This is a genomic window from uncultured Bacteroides sp., assembly GCF_958445495.1.
Lineage (GTDB): Bacteria > Bacteroidota > Bacteroidia > Bacteroidales > Bacteroidaceae > Bacteroides.
Genome location: NZ_CAUCSQ010000009.1, coordinates 41764 through 61703 on the forward strand (window position 1 = coordinate 41764; position 19940 = coordinate 61703).

The 19940-nt window shown below is 46.6% G+C and carries 18 protein-coding genes and 1 tRNA gene; 8 read left to right on the forward strand and 11 right to left on the reverse strand.

Going from position 1 to position 19940, the window contains the following annotated elements; all coding sequences use genetic code 11:
• Positions 1-68 precede the first annotated feature (68 nt).
• The 5 genes from thrS to Q5076_RS04920 all read left to right on the forward strand — a co-directional run bounded on the left by thrS (position 69) and on the right by Q5076_RS04920 (position 5522).
• Positions 69-2009, forward strand: coding sequence for a threonine--tRNA ligase (gene thrS / locus Q5076_RS04900; protein WP_303011291.1), 1941 nt, complete (start codon positions 69-71; stop codon positions 2007-2009).
• Between the two features lie 72 nt (positions 2010-2081).
• On the forward strand, positions 2082-2693 hold the full coding sequence (infC, locus tag Q5076_RS04905) for a translation initiation factor IF-3 (RefSeq protein ID WP_004326826.1): 612 nt from the start codon (positions 2082-2084) through the stop codon (positions 2691-2693).
• A gap of 68 nt (positions 2694-2761) precedes the next feature.
• Positions 2762-2959 (forward strand): 50S ribosomal protein L35, encoded by a 198-nt coding sequence (gene rpmI / locus Q5076_RS04910; RefSeq protein ID WP_004326827.1) that lies wholly within the window; start codon positions 2762-2764, stop codon positions 2957-2959.
• A gap of 98 nt (positions 2960-3057) precedes the next feature.
• Positions 3058-3408 carry a 50S ribosomal protein L20 gene (gene rplT / locus Q5076_RS04915; RefSeq protein WP_004297540.1) on the forward strand — a complete coding sequence of 117 codons (351 nt, stop codon included), beginning with the start codon at positions 3058-3060 and terminating at the stop codon, positions 3406-3408.
• 1352 nt (positions 3409-4760) lie between these two features.
• On the forward strand, positions 4761-5522 hold the full coding sequence (locus Q5076_RS04920; RefSeq protein WP_303011294.1) for an EFR1 family ferrodoxin: 762 nt from the start codon (positions 4761-4763) through the stop codon (positions 5520-5522).
• A 3-nt stretch (positions 5523-5525) separates the two neighbouring features.
• Here the strand turns inward: Q5076_RS04920 and xpt are convergent, their stop codons facing one another.
• The 11 genes from xpt to Q5076_RS04975 all read right to left on the reverse strand — a co-directional run bounded on the left by xpt (position 5526) and on the right by Q5076_RS04975 (position 17628).
• On the reverse strand, positions 5526-6098 hold the full coding sequence (gene xpt / locus Q5076_RS04925; RefSeq protein WP_303011296.1) for a xanthine phosphoribosyltransferase: 573 nt from the start codon (positions 6096-6098) through the stop codon (positions 5526-5528).
• A 116-nt stretch (positions 6099-6214) separates the two neighbouring features.
• A complete protein-coding gene (locus tag Q5076_RS04930) occupies positions 6215-7522 on the reverse strand; it encodes a phenylacetate--CoA ligase (RefSeq protein ID WP_303011298.1) in 1308 nt (435 codons plus the stop codon).
• Positions 7523-7534: 12 nt separating this feature from the next.
• Positions 7535-8119, reverse strand: coding sequence for an indolepyruvate oxidoreductase subunit beta (locus Q5076_RS04935; RefSeq protein WP_303011299.1), 585 nt, complete (start codon positions 8117-8119; stop codon positions 7535-7537).
• A 3-nt stretch (positions 8120-8122) separates the two neighbouring features.
• The gene (locus Q5076_RS04940; RefSeq protein WP_303011300.1) at positions 8123-9715 is read right to left on the reverse strand and encodes a thiamine pyrophosphate-dependent enzyme; all 1593 of its coding nucleotides are present in this window, start codon (positions 9713-9715) and stop codon (positions 8123-8125) included.
• 80 nt (positions 9716-9795) lie between these two features.
• On the reverse strand, positions 9796-10827 hold the full coding sequence (mltG, locus tag Q5076_RS04945) for an endolytic transglycosylase MltG (RefSeq protein WP_303011301.1): 1032 nt from the start codon (positions 10825-10827) through the stop codon (positions 9796-9798).
• A gap of 179 nt (positions 10828-11006) precedes the next feature.
• The gene (locus tag Q5076_RS04950; RefSeq protein ID WP_303011302.1) at positions 11007-11885 is read right to left on the reverse strand and encodes a DNA/RNA non-specific endonuclease; all 879 of its coding nucleotides are present in this window, start codon (positions 11883-11885) and stop codon (positions 11007-11009) included.
• A 115-nt stretch (positions 11886-12000) separates the two neighbouring features.
• Entirely contained in the window at positions 12001-12585 is a 585-nt protein-coding gene (locus tag Q5076_RS04955; protein WP_303011304.1) for an epoxyqueuosine reductase QueH, read from the reverse strand.
• Between the two features lie 651 nt (positions 12586-13236).
• Positions 13237-14418, reverse strand: a complete 1182-nt coding sequence (locus Q5076_RS04960; protein WP_303011306.1) for an AGE family epimerase/isomerase — start codon at positions 14416-14418, stop codon at positions 13237-13239.
• Between the two features lie 13 nt (positions 14419-14431).
• Positions 14432-15349 carry a dihydrodipicolinate synthase family protein gene (locus Q5076_RS04965; RefSeq protein ID WP_303011308.1) on the reverse strand — a complete coding sequence of 306 codons (918 nt, stop codon included), beginning with the start codon at positions 15347-15349 and terminating at the stop codon, positions 14432-14434.
• A 32-nt stretch (positions 15350-15381) separates the two neighbouring features.
• A complete protein-coding gene (locus Q5076_RS04970) occupies positions 15382-16617 on the reverse strand; it encodes an MFS transporter (RefSeq protein WP_303011310.1) in 1236 nt (411 codons plus the stop codon).
• 564 nt (positions 16618-17181) lie between these two features.
• The gene (locus Q5076_RS04975) at positions 17182-17628 is read right to left on the reverse strand and encodes a YhcH/YjgK/YiaL family protein (protein WP_303011312.1); all 447 of its coding nucleotides are present in this window, start codon (positions 17626-17628) and stop codon (positions 17182-17184) included.
• Positions 17629-17764: 136 nt separating this feature from the next.
• On the opposite strand from Q5076_RS04975, the gene Q5076_RS04980 reads away from it, so the two are divergent.
• The 3 genes from Q5076_RS04980 to Q5076_RS04990 all read left to right on the forward strand — a co-directional run bounded on the left by Q5076_RS04980 (position 17765) and on the right by Q5076_RS04990 (position 19831).
• A complete protein-coding gene (locus Q5076_RS04980; protein WP_303011314.1) occupies positions 17765-18973 on the forward strand; it encodes an ROK family transcriptional regulator in 1209 nt (402 codons plus the stop codon).
• A gap of 76 nt (positions 18974-19049) precedes the next feature.
• Positions 19050-19122, forward strand: a tRNA-Thr gene (locus Q5076_RS04985).
• A 439-nt stretch (positions 19123-19561) separates the two neighbouring features.
• Complete coding sequence (locus tag Q5076_RS04990) at positions 19562-19831, forward strand: hypothetical protein (protein WP_303011316.1); 270 nt, start codon at positions 19562-19564, stop codon at positions 19829-19831.
• The last annotated feature ends 109 nt before the right edge of the window (positions 19832-19940 follow it).

Here is a 19940-nt window from a genome sequence, read left to right on the forward strand (position 1 = left end):
AAAATAGGAAACTCAAAAGATTTAATTACTTTTGCGTTCAAATTGTGAAAATATAACATCATCATATTATGATAAAGATAACATTTCCCGACGGCTCCGTCCGTGAGTATAACGAAGGAGTGAACGGTTTGCAAATTGCTGAAAGTATCAGTTCGCGTTTGGCACAGGAAGTATTGGCATGCGGTGTGAACGGTGAGATTTATGATTTGGGACGTCCTATTGATAAAGATGCGGATTTTGTACTTTACAAGTGGGATGACGAGGAAGGTAAACATGCGTTTTGGCATACAAGCGCCCACTTGTTGGCTGAAGCATTGCAGGAGCTTTATCCGGGCATCCAGTTCGGTATCGGGCCGGCCATCGAGAATGGATTCTATTATGATGTGGACCCGGGGGAAGCCGTGATTAAGGAAAGCGACCTTCCGGTTATCGAGGCCAAGATGATGGAGCTGTCTGCAAAGAAGGAGGCGGTTGTCAGAAAGAGCATATCCAAGGCGGACGCTTTGAAAATGTTCGGCGACCGCGGAGAAACATATAAATGCGAGTTGATTTCCGAACTGGAAGACGGGCATATCACGACTTATACCCAGGGAGCGTTTACCGACCTTTGCCGCGGTCCTCATTTGATGACTACCGCCCCGATTAAGGCCATAAAGCTGACAACCGTGGCGGGTGCATATTGGCGGGGACATGAAGACCGGAAGATGCTGACCCGTATTTACGGCATCACGTTCCCTAAAAAGAAAATGCTGGATGAGTATCTGGCATTGCTGGAAGAGGCTAAGAAACGCGACCACCGTAAAATCGGCAAGGAGATGCAATTGTTCATGTTTTCCGAGACGGTGGGAAAAGGGCTTCCGATGTGGCTTCCGAAAGGTACGGCATTGCGTTTGCGCCTGCAGGAGTTCTTGCGCCGTATCCAGACCCGTTATGACTATCAGGAAGTGATTACGCCGCCGATTGGCAATAAGCTGTTGTATGTGACTTCAGGCCACTATGCGAAATACGGAAAGGATGCGTTCCAGCCGATTCATACACCGGAAGAGGGAGAGGAATATTTCCTGAAACCGATGAACTGCCCTCACCACTGTGAGATTTATAAGAATTTCCCGCGCTCGTATAAGGATTTGCCGTTGCGTATCGCTGAATTCGGTACGGTTTGCCGTTATGAGCAGAGCGGCGAGTTGCACGGGCTGACCCGTGTCCGCAGCTTCACCCAGGATGATGCGCATATCTTCTGCCGTCCGGACCAGGTGAAGGATGAATTCCTGCGTGTGATGGATATCATTTCTATCGTGTTCCGTTCCATGAATTTCCAGAATTTCGAGGCTCAGATATCATTGCGTGACAAGGTGAACCGCGAAAAGTATATCGGCAGCGACGAGAATTGGGAAAGGGCGGAGCAGGCGATTATCGAGGCTTGCGAGGAAAAAGGATTACCCGCGAAGATTGAGTACGGAGAAGCGGCTTTCTACGGTCCTAAGCTGGACTTTATGGTGAAAGACGCAATCGGCCGCCGCTGGCAGTTGGGAACTATTCAGGTAGACTATAACTTGCCGGAACGTTTTGAACTGGAGTATATGGGTTCTGACAACCAGAAACACCGTCCGGTGATGATTCACCGTGCTCCGTTCGGCTCTATGGAACGTTTTGTCGCCGTGTTGATTGAACATACGGCCGGGAAGTTCCCGTTGTGGCTGACGCCGGAACAGGTAGTGGTCCTGCCAATCAGCGAGAAGTTTAACGACTATGCCGAACAAGTGAAAATGTACTTGAAAACGCATGAGATTCGCGCGATTGTGGATGACCGTAACGAAAAGATAGGCCGCAAGATTCGCGATAATGAAATGAAACGTATCCCTTATATGTTGATTGTCGGCGAGAAAGAGGCTGAAAACAATGAGGTTTCTGTTCGCAGGCAGGGAGAGGGTGATAAAGGTACTATGAAATTTGAAGAATTTGCTAAAATTTTGAACGAAGAAGTTCAGAATATGATAAATAAATGGTAACTTTGCAGCCGTTTCAGAATAAAATATTTAGTATAACAATAAAAAGATCAAACTAGGAAGTAAACGTTTTTAATGAAGAATGACACTCTAAAAGGGCAATACAGAATCAATGAACAGATTCGTGCCAAGGAAGTTCGCATAGTAAGCGATGATATTGAACCGAAAGTATATCCAATCTTTCAGGCTCTGAAAATGGCTGAAGAAAAAGAATTGGATTTAGTGGAAATTTCTCCTAATGCTCAACCCCCTGTTTGTCGTATTATTGATTATTCTAAATTTCTTTATCAATTAAAGAAACGTCAGAAGGAACAGAAAGCGAAGCAGGTTAAGGTTAATGTGAAGGAAATCCGTTTCGGACCCCAGACAGACGACCATGATTACAACTTTAAGTTGAAGCATGCTAAAGGATTTTTGGAAGATGGCGATAAGGTGAAGGCTTATGTATTCTTTAAAGGTCGCTCCATCCTTTTCAAGGAGCAAGGTGAAGTGCTTTTGCTTCGTTTTGCAAATGATCTGGAAGACTACGCTAAAGTAGATCAAATGCCGATACTGGAAGGTAAGCGCATGACTATTCAGCTTTCTCCGAAAAAGAAAGAAGCTTCTAAAAAGCCTGCAACAGCCGGAGCACCGAAACCTGCTGCTCCTGCACAAAAAGCAGAGAAGCCGGAAATGGGTGAAGAATAAGAAAGGATGCGTAACGCGCAGGTATAGTGCGTTGCCATTATATATTTAATAATTTAAAAACAAGTAAGATGCCAAAGATGAAGACTAACTCCGGTTCTAAAAAAAGGTTTACCCTTACCGGAACAGGTAAAATCAAAAGAAAGCACGCTTTTCACAGTCACATTTTGACTAAGAAAACTAAGAAGAGAAAAAGAAATCTGTGCTACTCTACAACTGTTGATACAACAAATGTAAGCCAGGTTAAGGAACTCTTAGCAATGAAGTAATCAAAAGCGTAAAAGTATTATTAAAGTATTAACCGAATGCATTAGCCTGAAGTTCGCTGCGTGAAGTAGCGGCGCTAACATTCAAAAAAAGTAAAACTATGCCAAGATCAGTAAATCATGTTGCTTCAAAAGCAAGAAGAAAGAAAATTTTGAAATTAACCAGAGGTTACTTTGGTGCAAGAAAGAATGTATGGACCGTAGCTAAAAACACTTGGGAAAAGGGTTTGACTTACGCGTTCCGTGACCGTAGAAATAAGAAAAGAAACTTCCGCGCTCTTTGGATACAACGTATCAACGCTGCTGCACGTCTTGAAGGAATGTCTTATTCCAAATTGATGGGCGGTTTGCACAAAGCCGGTATCGAGATAAACCGTAAGGTTTTGGCTGATTTAGCGATGAATCACCCGGAAGCTTTCAAAGCTGTAGTAGCTAAGGCAAAAGCTGCTTAACTATCAACAATTTATGACTTACGAAGGGGCTGTCCGAAAAATCGGACAGCCCCTTTTGCGTATGCTCGGTATGAATATTATCTAACGGGTGCAAGTCCCTAGTGAGCCCTAATAGCGGGAATCACACTGCCAATGGCAAAGGTGTTCATCGTGAGTTGGAATCTGAAAAAAGCCGATGGCAAACATCTGGCCTGACAGACAGAAACTTCATATAAGGCATTTGACCGTGGGTAAGGTTGCACAACAAACTGAACTATAGCTATTCGGAACGGTTGGTGTAAATGAAGCAGGTATGAGATGGAAAGATAATGCCCTTATCCGAAGAGGTCTCATAGACGTGCGGGCTATTTTTTTACGAAATGTGTGGAGTAAAGCTTGCCGTGAGAAGTCAGCCGAAGTCATAGTAGTGTAGTTCTCGGTATGTTCCATGAAAGACTCTAATAATTAAACGATAGTACCTGAAAGTTACCTTATGAAAGGACGAATGTAGAAAACTTGTGCTAATGACTGGCCTCAAAGAGATAGGACGGAATCTGAATGGTATGAGGGAGTGCAGGCTTTCTTTGTTTTCCTCCTGCTCGGTTATTTGTATTTTTAAGAGTAGGGGATTTGAAATAGTCTTTATTTTGACTGGGAAGGAAATAATAGTTTCTGTTTTTAATAAATGATATTCTTTTATAGGTTTGTATTTTGAGAGGGAAAGATTTGAAATAATCCTTGTTCTTTGACAGGGAGGAAATAATAGTTTTTGTTTTATAGATGATATTTTTTTATGGGCTTGCATTTTGAGAGTGGAAGATTTGAAATAATTCTTGTTCCCCTGACAGGGAAAATGATTTGCAGTTTATTCAATAGTATTCTTTTATAAGTTTACATTCAAAAATAGAGTAGGGGACTTGAAATAGCTCTTATTTCCTAATGGGAAAAGTGATGAAGTGATGATTTGCGGTTTATTAATGGTGTTCTTTTATAATCTCATAGATTATAGGTTTTTAAATTGGGAAGTTGACTTTTCGGACTATTCTTTTGTTTTTTTACGGAGCGAATGATATGGGAGATGAAAAGGGGATGAAGGGAATAAAAAATGTTAGCCAGTAAACAAAATCTCTTTTTTTCTTGCTATTCTCTGGGATTCTTATTATATTTGTGATACTAAAATATTAGCCGTATCGACTGGATCGGGAAACTCTTCAAATTAATCTGATATACCGAGAAAGCTTCAGTCTTCAATGGCGGGCCGCATCCTTCGGGATAGCTTTTTAGCCGGCGGATTACAAAGGAGACGGGCACTCAAATCTTGTTCTATCAGAGTTTCATCACATCGTCGGTACGGCTTTTTTATATATTCTTCTATGATATTTTATTTCTCAGGTACAGGCAATTCCAGATGGATTGCAAATCAACTTTCCAAAGGGCAGAAAGAAGAGCTGGTCTTTATCCCCGATGCGTTGAAAAACGGAACGACCGAGTTCCATTTGCGTGAAGACGAGAAGATAGGTTTCGTATTTCCCGTTTATTCATGGGCTCCTCCTGAAATCGTGCTGCACTTTATCCGCCGGTTATCTCTGAAGGCTTATCAAGGGCAATATTTGTTCTTCGTCTGTTCCTGCGGGGATGATACCGGACTTACCCGGCAAGTTTTGGAAAAAGCGCTGAAAGGCAGAGGATGGCAATGCCATGCCGGCTTTTCCGTGTGCATGCCCAATAACTACGTATTGCTTCCCGGTTTTGATGTGGACGATAAGGAGCTGGAGAAGAAGAAACTGGCGGACACCGTTCCGCTTCTCGATACAATCAATGGATGGATAAGCGGGAAGGAATGCAGGTTTGCCTGCCATGAGGGGAGTTTTCCTTTTATTAAGACAAGGATTATCAATCCTTTATTCAACCGTTTCCAGATGTCTCCTAAACATTTTCATGTGACCGATGCCTGTATTTCTTGCAGGCGTTGTGAGAAGAGCTGTCCGATGGGCAACATAACGATGGAACAGGAGAGGCCCGTTTGGGGAACCGATTGCACCTCTTGTCTGGCATGCTACCATGTTTGTCCGCAACAAGCGGTGCAGTACGGAAAGAAGACGAAGGGTAAGGGACAATATTTCAACCCCGGATGAAAGTTACCTGTCTTTGATTTTGATGCAACAGTTTGACAAGTCTTCAATGATAGCCAAGCTTTCTACCCTGACACCCTGTTCCTCCAATACCTTTCGGCCGTTTTGAAAGGCTTTCTCGATGATGAACCCCATTCCCACCAGGTTGGCTCCGGACTGTTTGATAAGGTCGAGGATACCCAGCGCGGCATTTCCGTATGCGAGGAAATCGTCCACAAAGAGAATGTTGTCTTCGGGAGTGAGAAAATCCGCGCTGATGACGACTTCATAGTCGCGGTCTTTGGTGAATGAGTGTACGGTGGTGCTTAATGCGTTCTGTATGGTCTTGGGCGATTTCTTCTTGGCGAAAACCACGGGCAAGTCCATCAGATAACCGGTCATGATGGCAGGAGCGATGCCGCTTGCCTCAATCGTCATGATTTTGTTTACGTTGGTGGCTGCAAAACGGCGGACAAACTCGACTCCGATTGATTTCATTAAAACGGGGTCCATTTGGTGGTTGATAAAACTGTCTACCTTGAGGATACCTCCTTCGTAGCATTTTCCGTCTTGCAAGATTCTTTGTTTAAGCAGTTGCATATATAACCAGTGTGTTGATTTGACAATGTGCTGATATCCCTCTCCGCATGATGAAGAAGCGAATTGCGGGATATCAGCACAATGAATAATTAAAAAATATCCGTGTGTTTAAAAAACTATTTGTTGTCTCTTAAATCTTTTACCCGGACGGCTTTTCCTTCACTTTGCGGGAGCGAACCTTTTTTTACCAGTTTTACTTTCGGCGTCACCAGGATTTCGTCTTTTAACTGACGGGTGATGTCTTTGCGGATTTTCTCCAGTTCGATGTAGTTGTCTGTAGACAAATCGCTTAATTCCACTTCGACAATCATTTCGTCCTGGTTGTTAGCAGTCTCCAAAGTAATCAGGTAGTTGCTGCCCAATTCGGGGAACTGGACCAGAATCTTCTCCACCTGCATCGGGAAGATATTGACACCTTTGATGATGAACATGTCGTCGCTACGTCCTTTGATACGGTCTATACGGAGGTGGGTGCGGCCACACGGGCATTTTCCCGGAAGGATACGGGTCAAGTCGCGGGTACGGTAACGGATTAGGGGCATCATCTCCCGGTCGAGAGTTGTGAGCACCAGCTCGCCGATTTCTCCTTCGGGAACGGGTTCACAGGTTTCGGGGTCGATAATCTCCACGAGGTAACAGTCTTCCCAGAAATGCATCCCGTTTTGCTCCAGGCATTCGAAAGCGACGCCAGGGCCGTTCATCTCCGTCATTCCGAAGCTGTTGTACGCTTTCACGCCCAGCATCCGCTCTATCTTGCGCCGCTGCTCGTCAGTGTGGGGTTCGGCCCCGATAACGAGTGTCTTGAGGGTCGTTCCCCTAGGGTCGAGCCCTTCCTCTTGGAAAACTTCCGCAAGGCGGATGGCATAGCTGGGGATAGCGTGCAAGGCGGTAGTCTTGAAATCATTGATGAACTTTATCTGGCGTTTGCTGTTGCCGGCTGCGGCGGGGACTGTCAGGCAGCCCAGCCGTTCCGCGCCGTACTGGAATCCCAGTCCGCCCGTGAACATGCCGTATCCGGAGCTGTTCTGGAAAACGTCGGTCTTGCGGATACCTACGGTGTACAGGCAGCGCGCCACCAGGTTTGCCCAGGAATCCAAGTCATGTTGCGAATGAACGATGACGGTCGGGTTTCCTGTCGTACCGCTGGAGGAATGGATGCGCACCCCTTCATTCTTCATGTCGCCCGCCACTAGCCCGAAGGGGTAGTTAGCCCGCATGTCGGCTTTGGTGGTGAAGGGGATTTTGCGGATATCGTCTAAAGTCTGTATGCTGTCGGCGGTGATGTTGTGTTCGCTGAACACCTTTTTATAATAAGGTGAGTTCGCCGCTATATGGATTGTTTTTTTGAGTCGTTGAAGCTGCAGCTCCTGCAACTTCTCACGGCTCATGGTTTCTATTTCTTCTTCCCAATATTGTGTATTCATGACAAATGATAATTATTGCATTCGTTTTTCCGCTATTTCTTTGCCGGCGGCCAATGCTTTAAGGTTCATTTCCACTATCGCTTCTCCCTTTCTCTGGAAAATCTCACGGATACTGTCCTGTACTTTCATATAGTCGATTCCCAGAAATGGAATAGTCGCTCCCAGCAGGACGATGTTCGCAACCCGTGCGGAACCTGTCTCTCTGGCTACCTTGTCAACGTTCAGCACGATTTTGTGGGGCAGCTTGTCGATTTCTTCCATGACTTTCTCCTTGTCCGGATAGTTGGGGATGTTGACAAACGGGGTCTCATTGGTTACCAGCCAGCCTTCCGGGCTGAGGTAGGGGAGATAACGCAGCCCTTCCATAGGTTCCAGTGAGATGATGAGGTCGCATTTTCCGGACGGTATCAGGTCCGAAGCGATGGGACGGTCACTGATACGGAGGTTTGACTGCACGTCTCCCCCGCGCTGGCTCATTCCGTGCACTTCTGCCTGCTTCATGTAAAGCCCTTCTTTCAGAGCGGCTTTACCGATTACTGTGGCGATGGACAAGATACCCTGCCCACCTACTCCTGATAATATAATGTCTTTTTTCATGGTCTACTTGCTTCTTTTTTTACGTGCTAATGTCTGAATACATTCTCTGCGCGGAATAATGACGGATACGCCGCGGTATTCGATTTCCTCGCGTATGATTTGCTTCATTTCTTCGTAATTCTTTTTCAGCGGGGTAACGACGCGGATATGTTCGGGAGCCACTCCCAAGCCCGTGCAGATAGCTTCCAGGCGTCCTGTTCCGGCAGAATCCTGCCCGCCGGTCATTGCGGTCGTTTCGTTGTCGGAGATTACAATGGTTACGTTGGCGTTCTCATTCACGCAGTCCAATAAGCCTGTCATTCCGGAATGGGTGAATGTGGAGTCGCCGATTACGGCTACGGCGGGGAAAAGCCCTCCGTCGGCGGCGCCTTTCGCCATAGTGACGGAAGCCCCCATGTCCACGCACGAATGGATGGCGTTAAACGGGGCGTTGGCTCCCAATGTGTAACATCCTATGTCGCTGAATACCTTGTGAGAGGGATATTCTTCCTTGAGCACTTCGGTCAGTGTCGTGTACATGTCGCGGTGTCCGCAGCCTTCGCAAAGTGCGGGCGGGCGCATCTCCACAACCGGGGGAACGCTGAACTCCGACAGGTTTTCTTTTCCTACCGCGCGCGCTACGGAATCCGGGTTCAGCTCCCCGTCTTGCGACAGCGTGCCGTCCAGGCGTCCTTTTATTTTAATCCCGATTCCCAGATAACCTTTCAGTTGTTTTTCCACAAAAGGCTGCCCGTCTTCCAGGACGAGGATTTCTTCGCATGACTCGACCATCTGCAGGATTTGTTTCTTGGGCAACGGGTATTGCCCGATTTTGAGTACGGGATATTCGCAACCTTCGGGATAGTTTTCCATCAGGTAGTTGTAGCCGATGCCGCAGGCGATGATTCCTAGTTTCCTGTTCGGCCCGTCCGTATATTTATTGTAGGGCGATTCTTCGGAGGCTTTGATGAACTCTTCCTGGCGGTTGAGCAACGCTTTGTAACGCTTGCGGGCGTTTCCCGGCAACAGGATGAACTGGCGGGAGTCGTCGCTGAAAGACAGGCCGTTTTGCGGTTTCTGCTCTTTGCGTTCCACACCGGAACGGGAATGCGCCAGTCGGGTCACCATGCGCATCAGGATAGGCTCGCCCGTCTTTTCCGAGAATTCGAACCCGCTATATACCATGTCATATGCCTCCTGCTGGTTGCTGGGCTCGTACATCGGGATGAGGGAGAAATCTCCGTAAAAACGGCTGTCCTGTTCATTTTGGGAGGAATGCATGCTGGGGTCGTCCGCCGCTACCACGATTAGCCCGCCTTTTACACCTGTGATGGCGGAGTTGACGAAACAGTCGGCGGCTACGTTCATACCTACATGTTTCATACAGACCAATGCCCGTTTGCCGACGAAGGACATGCCTAACGCGGCTTCCATAGCTGTTTTCTCGTTAGTGCACCAACGGCTGTGTATATTCCTTTCCGCCGTAACGGGCGCCATCTGGATATATTCCGTAATCTCTGTTGAAGGAGTGCCGGGATAGGCGTAGACGCCTGAGAGTCCGGCATCCAGTGCAGCTTGTGCAATGGCTTCGTCGCCAAGTAAGAGTTGCTTGCTCATATATTTCTTTTATTAGTGTTGCTCACAGTTTGTTAATCTATCGGACAAAGATAGTTTTTTCGGTTCATTTTATCACAGATTTACTTGAAAATCTTTCTTTCATTCAGCGCTTTCCAATATTTTCTTGCATTTGCCATGTGGTCGGCATAGTTGGAGGCGAAATTATGAGTGCCGGAGAAGTCTTCTTTGGCGCACATGTAAATATAATGATGCCTGGTATAGTTCAGTACGCTGTCTATCCCTTTTTTGGTAGGGATGCGGATGGGGCCCGGCGGCAGTCCGGCGTTTATATAGGTATTATAGGGCGACTCGGTTTTCAGGTGCTCGTTGGTGATGCGGCGCAGGCCGAAATCCTGCAGGGCGAACTTCACGGTCGGGTCCGCCTGTAAAGGCATGCCTTTGTGCAGGCGGTTGATATACAGCCCGGCTACCATCGGCTTTTCTTCGTTGTTGTTGGTCTCTTCTTCAACGATGGAGGCAAGCGTGCACACCTCTTCCGGAGTCATTCCGATGGCGGCGGCTTGCGCAAGGCGTTCTTTGTTCCAGAAACGCTTGTGTTCCGTCTGCATGCGGCGGAAGAAATCCTCTGCGCTTATATCCCAATACACCTGGTAAGTTTCGGGGATGAAAAGGCACGGAATAGTCATGCGGTTGTAGCCCATTCTTTTCTGGAAGGTGGAATCGAACAGTTGGCGGGCTATCTCTGCCGAATCTATCATGAGCTGCCTGCCCACATTCCGCGCCAGGTTTCCTAACGTCCTGACACTTCCAATCGTGAGGTTCATGGGTTCCTGGTAACCTCTGGAAAGGCGGCTGTACACATGATATACGTCGTCGTCCGGGTGGATTGCGTAGCGTCCGGTATGTATGTTCCTGCCGAGTTCTTTGTACTTCGCCATCCAACGGAATCCGGCAAACCGGTTGACATGTCCCGACTTTTTCACTTTGTCGCAGATGGAATCGGCGGTATCGTCACGGTCTACATATATATATACGGTTTTAGGCGGATGGAATTGCGGGGCGAACAGGCAGTAATAGATGACTCCTCCCGTGGCGGCGCAAAGAAAGAACATGACGCCCAGAACTGATAATAAAATCTTTTTCTTTTTCATTTTTGAGACATTCATTTTATCCGTGCCAAAGATAGGAAGAAATTCGGATAGGAGGAATTTCTTTCCGTGATGAATCTTTCCCTCCGCGGCGTTTTTCTCCTTTTACATTCCTGTACCGGTACGGAGGAAGGGACGCCGGAGGTTCCCGTGCGGTTTGCGGGAGAGCTACGGCGCCTCGGTTAATTCGGCCATTGGAAATAGTTCGCTTCCGCTTCTATTTTATTTTCTATTTCATCGGGCAGAAGGGCGAAGAAGTCCATGCCGGTGAGCTGTTCTATGCTGTCTACGGTGACTGCATACGTGGAAAGCGGCTCTACCGACTGTTTGTTGCCGAACAGGAAACCGATGGCGCGCATCGGCTTGGCAAAGGGGGAGAGGACTACTTTGAAAAATTGCCTGGGTATCGCCACCTTGTTTTTCCCGATTGTTTTAGGGTGTTTTTCCAGTATGGGACCACATACGATGATGATGGCGCTGTCCGCTACGGCCCATTTCCTGATTTTCTCTTCAAGTTTTTTCCATCCTCTTCTGTTCAACTGTGGATGTTGCGGACACATATTGCTGAAATAGAATGACTCTTTCATGGCTGTCCGGCTCCATTTCATGTCTGCTGCCGGCGCCATGTGTCCCTTGTCGTATCCGGAACGCGCATAGTCCGTGTTGGCGGCGATGGGGCCTTTCGCCAACGGGTCGGCAATGAAACGGTCGCTTCTTTTCACTTTTCCTTTTGTCTCTTCCCGGGTCAGTTCGTAAGAGACCCAGTTGGGGAGTTTCAGGTCTTTGTTGTAAGAAACGGTATATCCGGTGTGGCGGATGATTTGCTCTTGCCGTGGAGTCAGCGATACGGGGATGTCCAGCTCTTTGCCGGACGGGACTGGGGCTGATACGGTTGTTGTTGGCTCCTCTTTTTTTATGCCGCCGGTTTGCCGGCAATACAGATAGATGCCGTAGAAAACGGGAATGAGCGCAATAAGGGCGATGATACATCCTAATTTATAACCGGAGCGCGGTTTCTTGGAGGATAATTTCTTTTTTTTGCCTTTTTTACTTCGATTCATGGGTTTGCTTTTGTCTTAAACAGTCTAGGAAATAGGAATATAAAAGAGAAAATAGAAGAATTGCGTGCCGGACCTCATCGGTATGATTGTTATGTACTGGTAGCGGTGTACCGTTTTACTCTTCTTTTTTTCTCATGCTGAATTCGCAACCGCAATATTGCTGGTTGTAGAAATTGTATTCTTTGATGATGGCGATGCGACGTTCGCTTAACCCGCCTTTGCGCCAGTTCTGTTCCCAGTAGGTGACGTCGGGATAGTGTGCCGCGGCATATCGCCCTGCCTCATTTATCTGCTCCAGGCTTTTCCAACGGCTGGAGGCAAGGGTGGTGGTGATTACGGAAAAGCCGTGTTCGTGTGCATAGCGGGCGGTTTCCAGCAAGCGGGCCTTGAAGCAGCGCAGGCAACGGCCTTCTCTTTCGGGTTCCTGTTCCATGCCTGCCATTTGGCATCGCCAGGCTTCGTGGTCATAGTCGGCGTCTATGATTTCCAATCCTAAAGATTGTGCGTAGCGCGTGCATTCGTCTTTTCTTATATGATATTCTTCCAATGGGTAAATATTGGGATTGCAATAGTAAATGACGGGGGTTATGCCGTGTTGCATCAGGCATTCGATAATGGCTGACGAACAGGGAGCGCAACAGGTATGAAGCAGAATCTTGTCGGCTCCTCCCGGAACTTCGAGTTGGAATTTCTTTTTCATGCCGTAAAGTTAGCATATAATTTGCCATCTGGCTTAATGGTTTATAATTTATTCAGAATAGATTTTTTGATGGCGGGAGAATGAACCTTGTCATATAAGCGCCGGCGGCCGGTTGCCGGCACTGACTGAAAGTTTATTCCTTCCCTTACCGGATATTACCGTCCGCTATGAATCATTTGATTCGTTCCACAGTTGTCAACCTTTCGTTCCATAACTGTTTCTCTTTCGTCCGACAGTTGTGGAACGGAAGGACAACAGTTGTCGGACGAATAGAGTTATGTAATGCCGGCGGCAAATCTTTTAGGGGCGGGATATAAATGACGGTATATAAACAACAAGGGAGTGTGTCGAAGCTAAGATGAACACTCGGAACAGTTACAGATTCTAACTGATAAACATAAAAATAGCCGTATCATTACTCAAAATGAAATGCACCCCAAAAGTTTTGTGTCCAACTTTTGGGGGTCACTTCAAAAATAGAGTTGATACGGCCTTTTTATTGCCGATGAAGAGTGTCGGGTTTCAGATGAAGAGTACCAGGTTTCAGATGAAAAGTTCATTTCCTCTAAAATTGAATTTTGATACCCCCTGAAACTCATCGTCCGGTGAGACGGGCGGGCTTTCAAGCCGTTGACCGGCAGGTGTCCGGGCTTATTCCGTCATTTCCCGGCAAAGCAGGTAACTGCGAATCATCATGCGGGGAATGTGGAACGGTCCTTTGAAGATATTGCCTTTGGCGGGTTGCGCCACCGAACCGTCACGGTGTAAATATCCGTACCATTCGCCGTATTCCTTGTCCGGGAAGTGCGCGTAGGTCCATTCGCTGATTTGCTGATGCATCTCCAGGTACTTTTTGTCGCCTGTTGCCTGATAAGCATAGAGAGTGGCGATAATCGCTTCAGTCTGCGGCCACCAGAATTTCATGTCCTGCGAGTAATCCTGCGGCGGGAAGTTGCAGCAGTCGCGGAAATTAATGATTCCGCCGAATTCCTTGTCCCATCCCCATTCCCACGACCAGTCCAGGATTTGGAGCGCCAACTGCAAGAGCTCTTTGTCTCCGTTGCGGTATTTGGCCTCCTCCATGATGAACCATGCGGTTTCGATGCAATGTCCGGGGTTGATGACACGCCCGTTGCAGGTATCTATGAACTCTCCGTTCGGCCCTACCGTCTCCAGCAAAGCCTTGAATTCCGGATGTATGAAATATTTGCGTAAGGCGGCGATTGACTCGTCTATCTGCCTGTCCAGCGCCGAATCGCTGATGACCTGCCGGATACGGGCGGCCGTATTGATGAGAATCATCGTGATGGAATGTCCGCGGGCCTCCATTGCCGGTAAATATTTGGGTTCCAGGAGTCCGGGAGTATTCAGGAAATATTGGGTGCGCTTGAATATAGCCAGCGCCTTTTCCGCATATTCCCTGTCATTGGCGGCTAATGCGTATTCCGCCATTGCGATGGCTGCGAATCCTTCCGAGAATACGTAGCGGCGTTTGCGTAAGGGGCGCCCGTCTTCCGTTACTTCAAAAAACAAGCGTCCGTCCGAGTCGGTGCAATGTTTCTCTATAAAGTCGATGCAGCTTTTGGAGGCGGCCAGCCATTCGGGATTCTTTTCTACATTATTATATGCGTAAGCGGCGATAAAGCCGAAGCGTCCCTGAAACCAGACGGACTTCGTGGTATCCATCAAAGTCCCGTCACGGTCTATGCAGGTGTACACTCCTCCGTGTTTGCGGTCTAATCCGTACTTCATCCAAAAGGGTATGATATCGTTTATCAGGTCACTCTTGTACGATGCAGCCCATGCGGTTAAATATGCTGTTGTATCCGTCATATCAGTGTATGGTTTAGAATTTGTTGCAACGTTCGAAAAAATGAATGGCTTCCAGTTCGGCTTTCATTTGCGCCTCTTCTTCGTCCGTCAGGTTCTGGAAGGGGGTGCGGTTCTTGCCTAAATCGAGTCCTATTAGTTTCATGATACGTTTTCCGCCGACGATATTGCCGCGGAAACGACAGATGACATTGATTACCTCCTGTGAGAAATTCTGGCGTTCACGCGCCGATTCCAAATCGCCGGCTTTCCAGGCTTCGATGATACCTGTCAGTTCGCGGCCGTTGTAATTGGTCGTCCCTCCGATTCCGCCTTGCGCCCCTCCCATTGCCAGGCAGGGAAGAATTGTCTCGTCCTGTCCGTGGAGCATGTCGTATTTGCCGTTTTTGTATAGTCTGCATTGGTTATATTCATATATGCTTTCAAAGGTGTATTTGATGCCGGCAAAATTGGGAATGCGTCCGTCCACCGCTTCCAGCAGTTTCACCATTGGCAGGAAAGCTCCGTTGAATGCGGGGATATGATAATAATAGAAAGGGAGTTCCGGCGCCCCGCAGGCGATTTCTTCAATGTACTTGACCAGCTCTTCGATTCGTCCGATTTTCGGAAACGGCGGCGCCATGGCACCGATTCCCCACGCTCCTGCCTTTTGCGCGTGTTCGGCTAGCATGCGGCTGGATTTTACGCAGCAACTGCCCACGTGAACTATCACCTTGAAACCTTCGGGAGCGACTGCCACCCAACGTTCGGCAAGCTTCATGCGCTCTTCGTCGGTCAGCATATAGCCCTCGCCGGAAGAACCGTTGATGAACACGCCTTTGAGACCGTTCTTTACCAACATTGCGGCGTATGCCTCGATAGGTTCTAAATTCACTTCACCATTTTCGTAGAAAGGGGTAAATGGTGCGTCGATAAGTCCTGTAATTCGTTCCATGATTCTATCTTTTTAAGTTTATTGTTATGCGTTTAATCTACCATATTGTCGGTCTTCGGGCGTAAGAAATAAATCTGGAGCAACAATGCCGCCGCCACTACTATGCTCAACATGGCGAACCCTTGTCCCAAATTTCCTCCGTCAGTCCATTTCCCCAGCACTTCGGTTACGGCGGCGCCTGCGAATACGCCTGTCATATTCATGATTCCGTAAGCTGTCGCACGGTGTTTGGCGGACACGAACTGGCAGAGGATAGGCATGTTGTTCGCATCGAAAATACCGAACCCGATGCCGAACAACAGTCCCGCGCCGATTACGCTGACGAAACTGTGCCCGAAGCCCAGCAGCAACAGGGCGGGGATAGTCATTCCCAGTCCGATGGCTCCTACATACACACGTCCCCGGATATTTTTCTGTACCCAGCGGTCTGAAAGGATGCCACCCAGGATTACGCCGATGAAGGATGAGAAAGCAATCGTAATGGTAGAGATGGGCCCGGCTTCTGCCATCGGGATATTCAGGCTGTCGGCAAACAGGGTGGGGAGCCAGTTTTTGGTTGCCCATCCCGGAAGACTGGGAGCTGCGAAATAAAACAGAATCACCCAGAAAGCCCAGTTGGAAAAGAGAAGGGACAGTCCTTTAAGGACAGACGATTTGTCTGTTCCGGAGTTTATTTTCTTTTCTTCTGCCGTATGCATACGGTTTTCGCGTAGGAACAATACCAGTACGAGAGCGTATGCGATGCCTGCGATTCCGAACCAGTGGAAAGTTGCCTGCCAGGAAAAGGCTGCCGCCGCCGTAGCACCGAAACCGCCGATAGCCTGGCCTACGTAAAGGCCTGTCATGTGCACGCCGACTGCCAGGGAACGGGATTTCCCTTCATGCCAGTCCGCTATTAGCGACAGTGCCGAGGGGATGTATAACGCTTCGCTGATTCCCATGATGGCGCGCAGCCAGTAAAGCTCGTGGAAATTGTGCGTGTATCCCATTAGGAAAGTAACTGCAGACCATACGAAAAGACTTCCCACAATGAGCCATTTCCGGCTGACACGGTCTGCTATAACGCCGGCGACAGGGCTCATAAAACCATAAATCCACAGGAAGACCGCCATGAGAGCACCGAACGCTTCCGCTTTGTTCAGTTCTGCAATATCGACTTTCATGGCTTCTTGCATGGTGGAGAGCATCTGGCGGTCCATATAGTTGAGCAGCGCGACCACCCACAGCAAGCCTACTACTACCCAGGGATAAATGTTTTTGCTTTTCATAAAACGTGTTTTTTATGTGATTAGGATTCTAAATATCCGCAAATGTACTGTGAATTTTAAATTCATGCAACTAATTAATAAAATATTTTTTTATATATTGCTTGGATAATTAAATATGAGCAAAAGGGGAATTGTTCCGAGATAGAGAAACTTATTACTTACAGGTTATGGAAAAAAGAATCCGGCTGGGTTACCGGACTGCTCCGTGAGAGCCTTTCTATTTTAACTTTCATTCGTTACAATGCGGGCAGACAGGGACAGGGGGATTTTTCCTTTTAAGATTCTCCAATCTTTTTTTAAGTTCCAATCTTCCTTTTAAGGTCTCAATCCGTAAGATGTCCGGCTTTTCGTTTCTATTTTGAGGCAAACCTTTTCCGTAACATTGGCGGAATGGGATATGCGCATCCTGTAAATGCTTATTCCGGAAAGCATGATGTCGCTCCGGAACCTTGTCATGCTTATAGAAAACTTACTCAGGGATACGTTAAGCTTCGTCAGCCTGAGTGAGATTCTATGATTTTAACGGGCTGGGGTATCAGAATCCGGCCTCTTGCTGTCATTTGTTTATAATTTCACTTTCGCTATCAGTTTCCGTATCCTTCCTTTCCCTATTGCCGGCGCATGCGGGTCTTCGGGATAAACGATTGCAAATTGTCCGGGGAGTAAATCCACGAAAGCCGTAGGCGTGTCCGAGTAGAGCGCGCAGTCTCCTTCTTTTTCATAAGGCTTTGTTTCCGAAGTCAAGTCTTCAATGGCTTTCCATCCGATTGTTTCCCTGCCTTCCAGTAAGATATGCACGTCGATATAATCCCGGTGAAGCTCAAGCAACTGCTTTTCGCGGGTTGTACATTCGGGAGATACGTTGTTGATGAATAAATTATCTCCGTCTATTTCAATGCGTCCCGGTTCCGCATGAAGCAAATCATGTGTTTTAACGTAGTCGAAAAGTGTTTTGAATAAGGGATGCAAATTTTCAATTCGCCGGCTGTTTGTCAAGTTAGATACAATCATGGGTTCTTTTTTAGGGTCAAATAACAAAATTATTTTTATGTGGCTTCAAATATACGTATTAATTTTATTTTCTTCTGCTATAATTAACGAATTGTTTATTATCTTTGTCACACTCAATTTAAAATGGATAAGAGCAATGAAACAACACTTACTTAAGGAAATGGAGTTGGGAACCAAAAATGCCCTTCAAAAGAAGAGGATTATTACTCATTATATATATAACGGCTGTTCCACGATTACGGATTTAGCCAGGGAAATGGACTTGAGCGTGCCTACCGTTACTAAATTCATCACGGAAATGTGTGAGGAGGGGTATATCAACGATTACGGCAAGCTGGAGACCAGTGGCGGGCGTCATCCCAGCCTGTATGGGTTAAACCCGGAATCCGGTTATTTCATCGGGGTTGATATCAAGCAGTTTGCGGTCAATATAGGGCTGATTAATTTTAAGGGGGATATGGTGGAGCTGAAAATGAATATTCCCTATAAGTTTGAGAATACTCCTAAAGGGCTGGAAACGCTTTGTAAAATAATTCGTTCTTTTATAAAGAATATCAGCATTGATGCCGAGAAGATTTTGAATATCAACATTAATATATCCGGCAGGGTGAATCCGGAATCGGGGTATAGTTTCAGCCAGTTTAATTTTGAGGAGCGTCCGCTGGCGGAGGTTTTATCCGAACGTATCGGATGCCAGGTGACGATTGACAATGATACCCGTGCCATGACTTACGGCGAATATTTGAAAGGCTGTGTGAAGGGTGAGAAAGACATCCTGTTTGTCAATGTCAGTTGGGGATTGGGCGTCGGCATCATCATCGACGGCAAGGTGTACACGGGTAAATCCGGCTTTTCCGGAGAATTCGGGCATACCAATGTCTTTGATAACGAAATTATTTGCCACTGCGGGAAGAAGGGGTGTCTTGAAACGGAGGCATCGGGCTCTGCTCTTCACCGTATCCTGGTTGAGCGTATTAAAAGCGGTGAAAGTTCTATCTTGTCCGATAGGGTTGACATGAAGAGCAATCCGTTGACTTTGGACGAGATTATTGCAGCCGTGATAAAGGAGGATGTGCTGTGCATAGAAATTGTTGAAGAGATAGGGCAGAAGCTGGGCAAGCAGATTGCCGGCCTTATCAATATCTTCAATCCGGAGCTGGTGATTATCGGCGGGACTCTTTCGGTTACGGGGGATTATCTCACGCAGCCTATCAAGACGGCCGTACGTAAGTATTCCCTCAATTTGGTAAATAAGGATTCGGTCATCCAGACTTCCAAATTAAAGGACAGGGCCGGTATTGTAGGGGCTTGCATGTTGGCACGTAGCAGAATGTTTGAATGCTAAAGCAAAAAAAACGTACTTTTCTTTTTGTTATTTCAAATAAAGTTGTAATTTTGCACGCCGTAAACGAGAAGCAAATGCCGCTATAGCTCAGTTGGTAGAGCAACGCATTCGTAACGCGTAGGTCGCCAGTTCAAGTCTGGCTAGCGGCTCTCGAATAAAAACGCTGATTATTTAATCAGCGTTTTTTCTTTTAAAACAATGTTTAAGAAAAGGCAAAAACACACGGCTAGATACTCCTGTTACTGTAAAAGAATAGTGGATTTGCGTATAAAATGCTTTAAAAAAGAAGGTCGAGAAGGTTATGCGGACATGAACACATACACCTAAGATAAAATCCTGTCCATTTTAGGTGATATTATGCTTCAGGTTCCTCTCCTGCTACGATTGATGAATTCTCAATGGCATGGTGTCTATTACTGTTACCCATTTTAATTCTCCTGAATATTATAAGAATGAAATTGAGACGCATAGAAATGAATGAGAGAATTTTCTAAATGTTTCTGTGTTCTATGAGAATGAAAGGGCCTATTGGGAGTGGTATTATGAAGAAATGTTGAGAATAGCCGATGAACAGTAAAAAATAAGTTTATGAATATAATTAAGTATCTGGTATTCAGTTTACTGTTGCTAGGGATTCCTGTAAAAAGCCAAGGGCAAGATGTGAAAATAAGCATGATGTATATAAAGCAGAATAATCTTTTGATTCTTAATTTGACTCATAATACAGATAAAGAAGTAGTAATAATGAATCAAAGTAGTTTAAATGAGTTAAGCGGAAGCCGTATTACAATTATACAAAATGTTAATGGAAAGAAATCTGAAACATTGTTTCCTTTATTTGATACAGAAGGGGGCTAAAGAGTGTCAGTTAAAACTTTAAAGCCTAAAGGACAATTATCGGTTTCGTATTACTTTGATAAAATGAATTTAAGCAACGTGAAAAGAGCTGAGGCGCAAGTTGTGATGT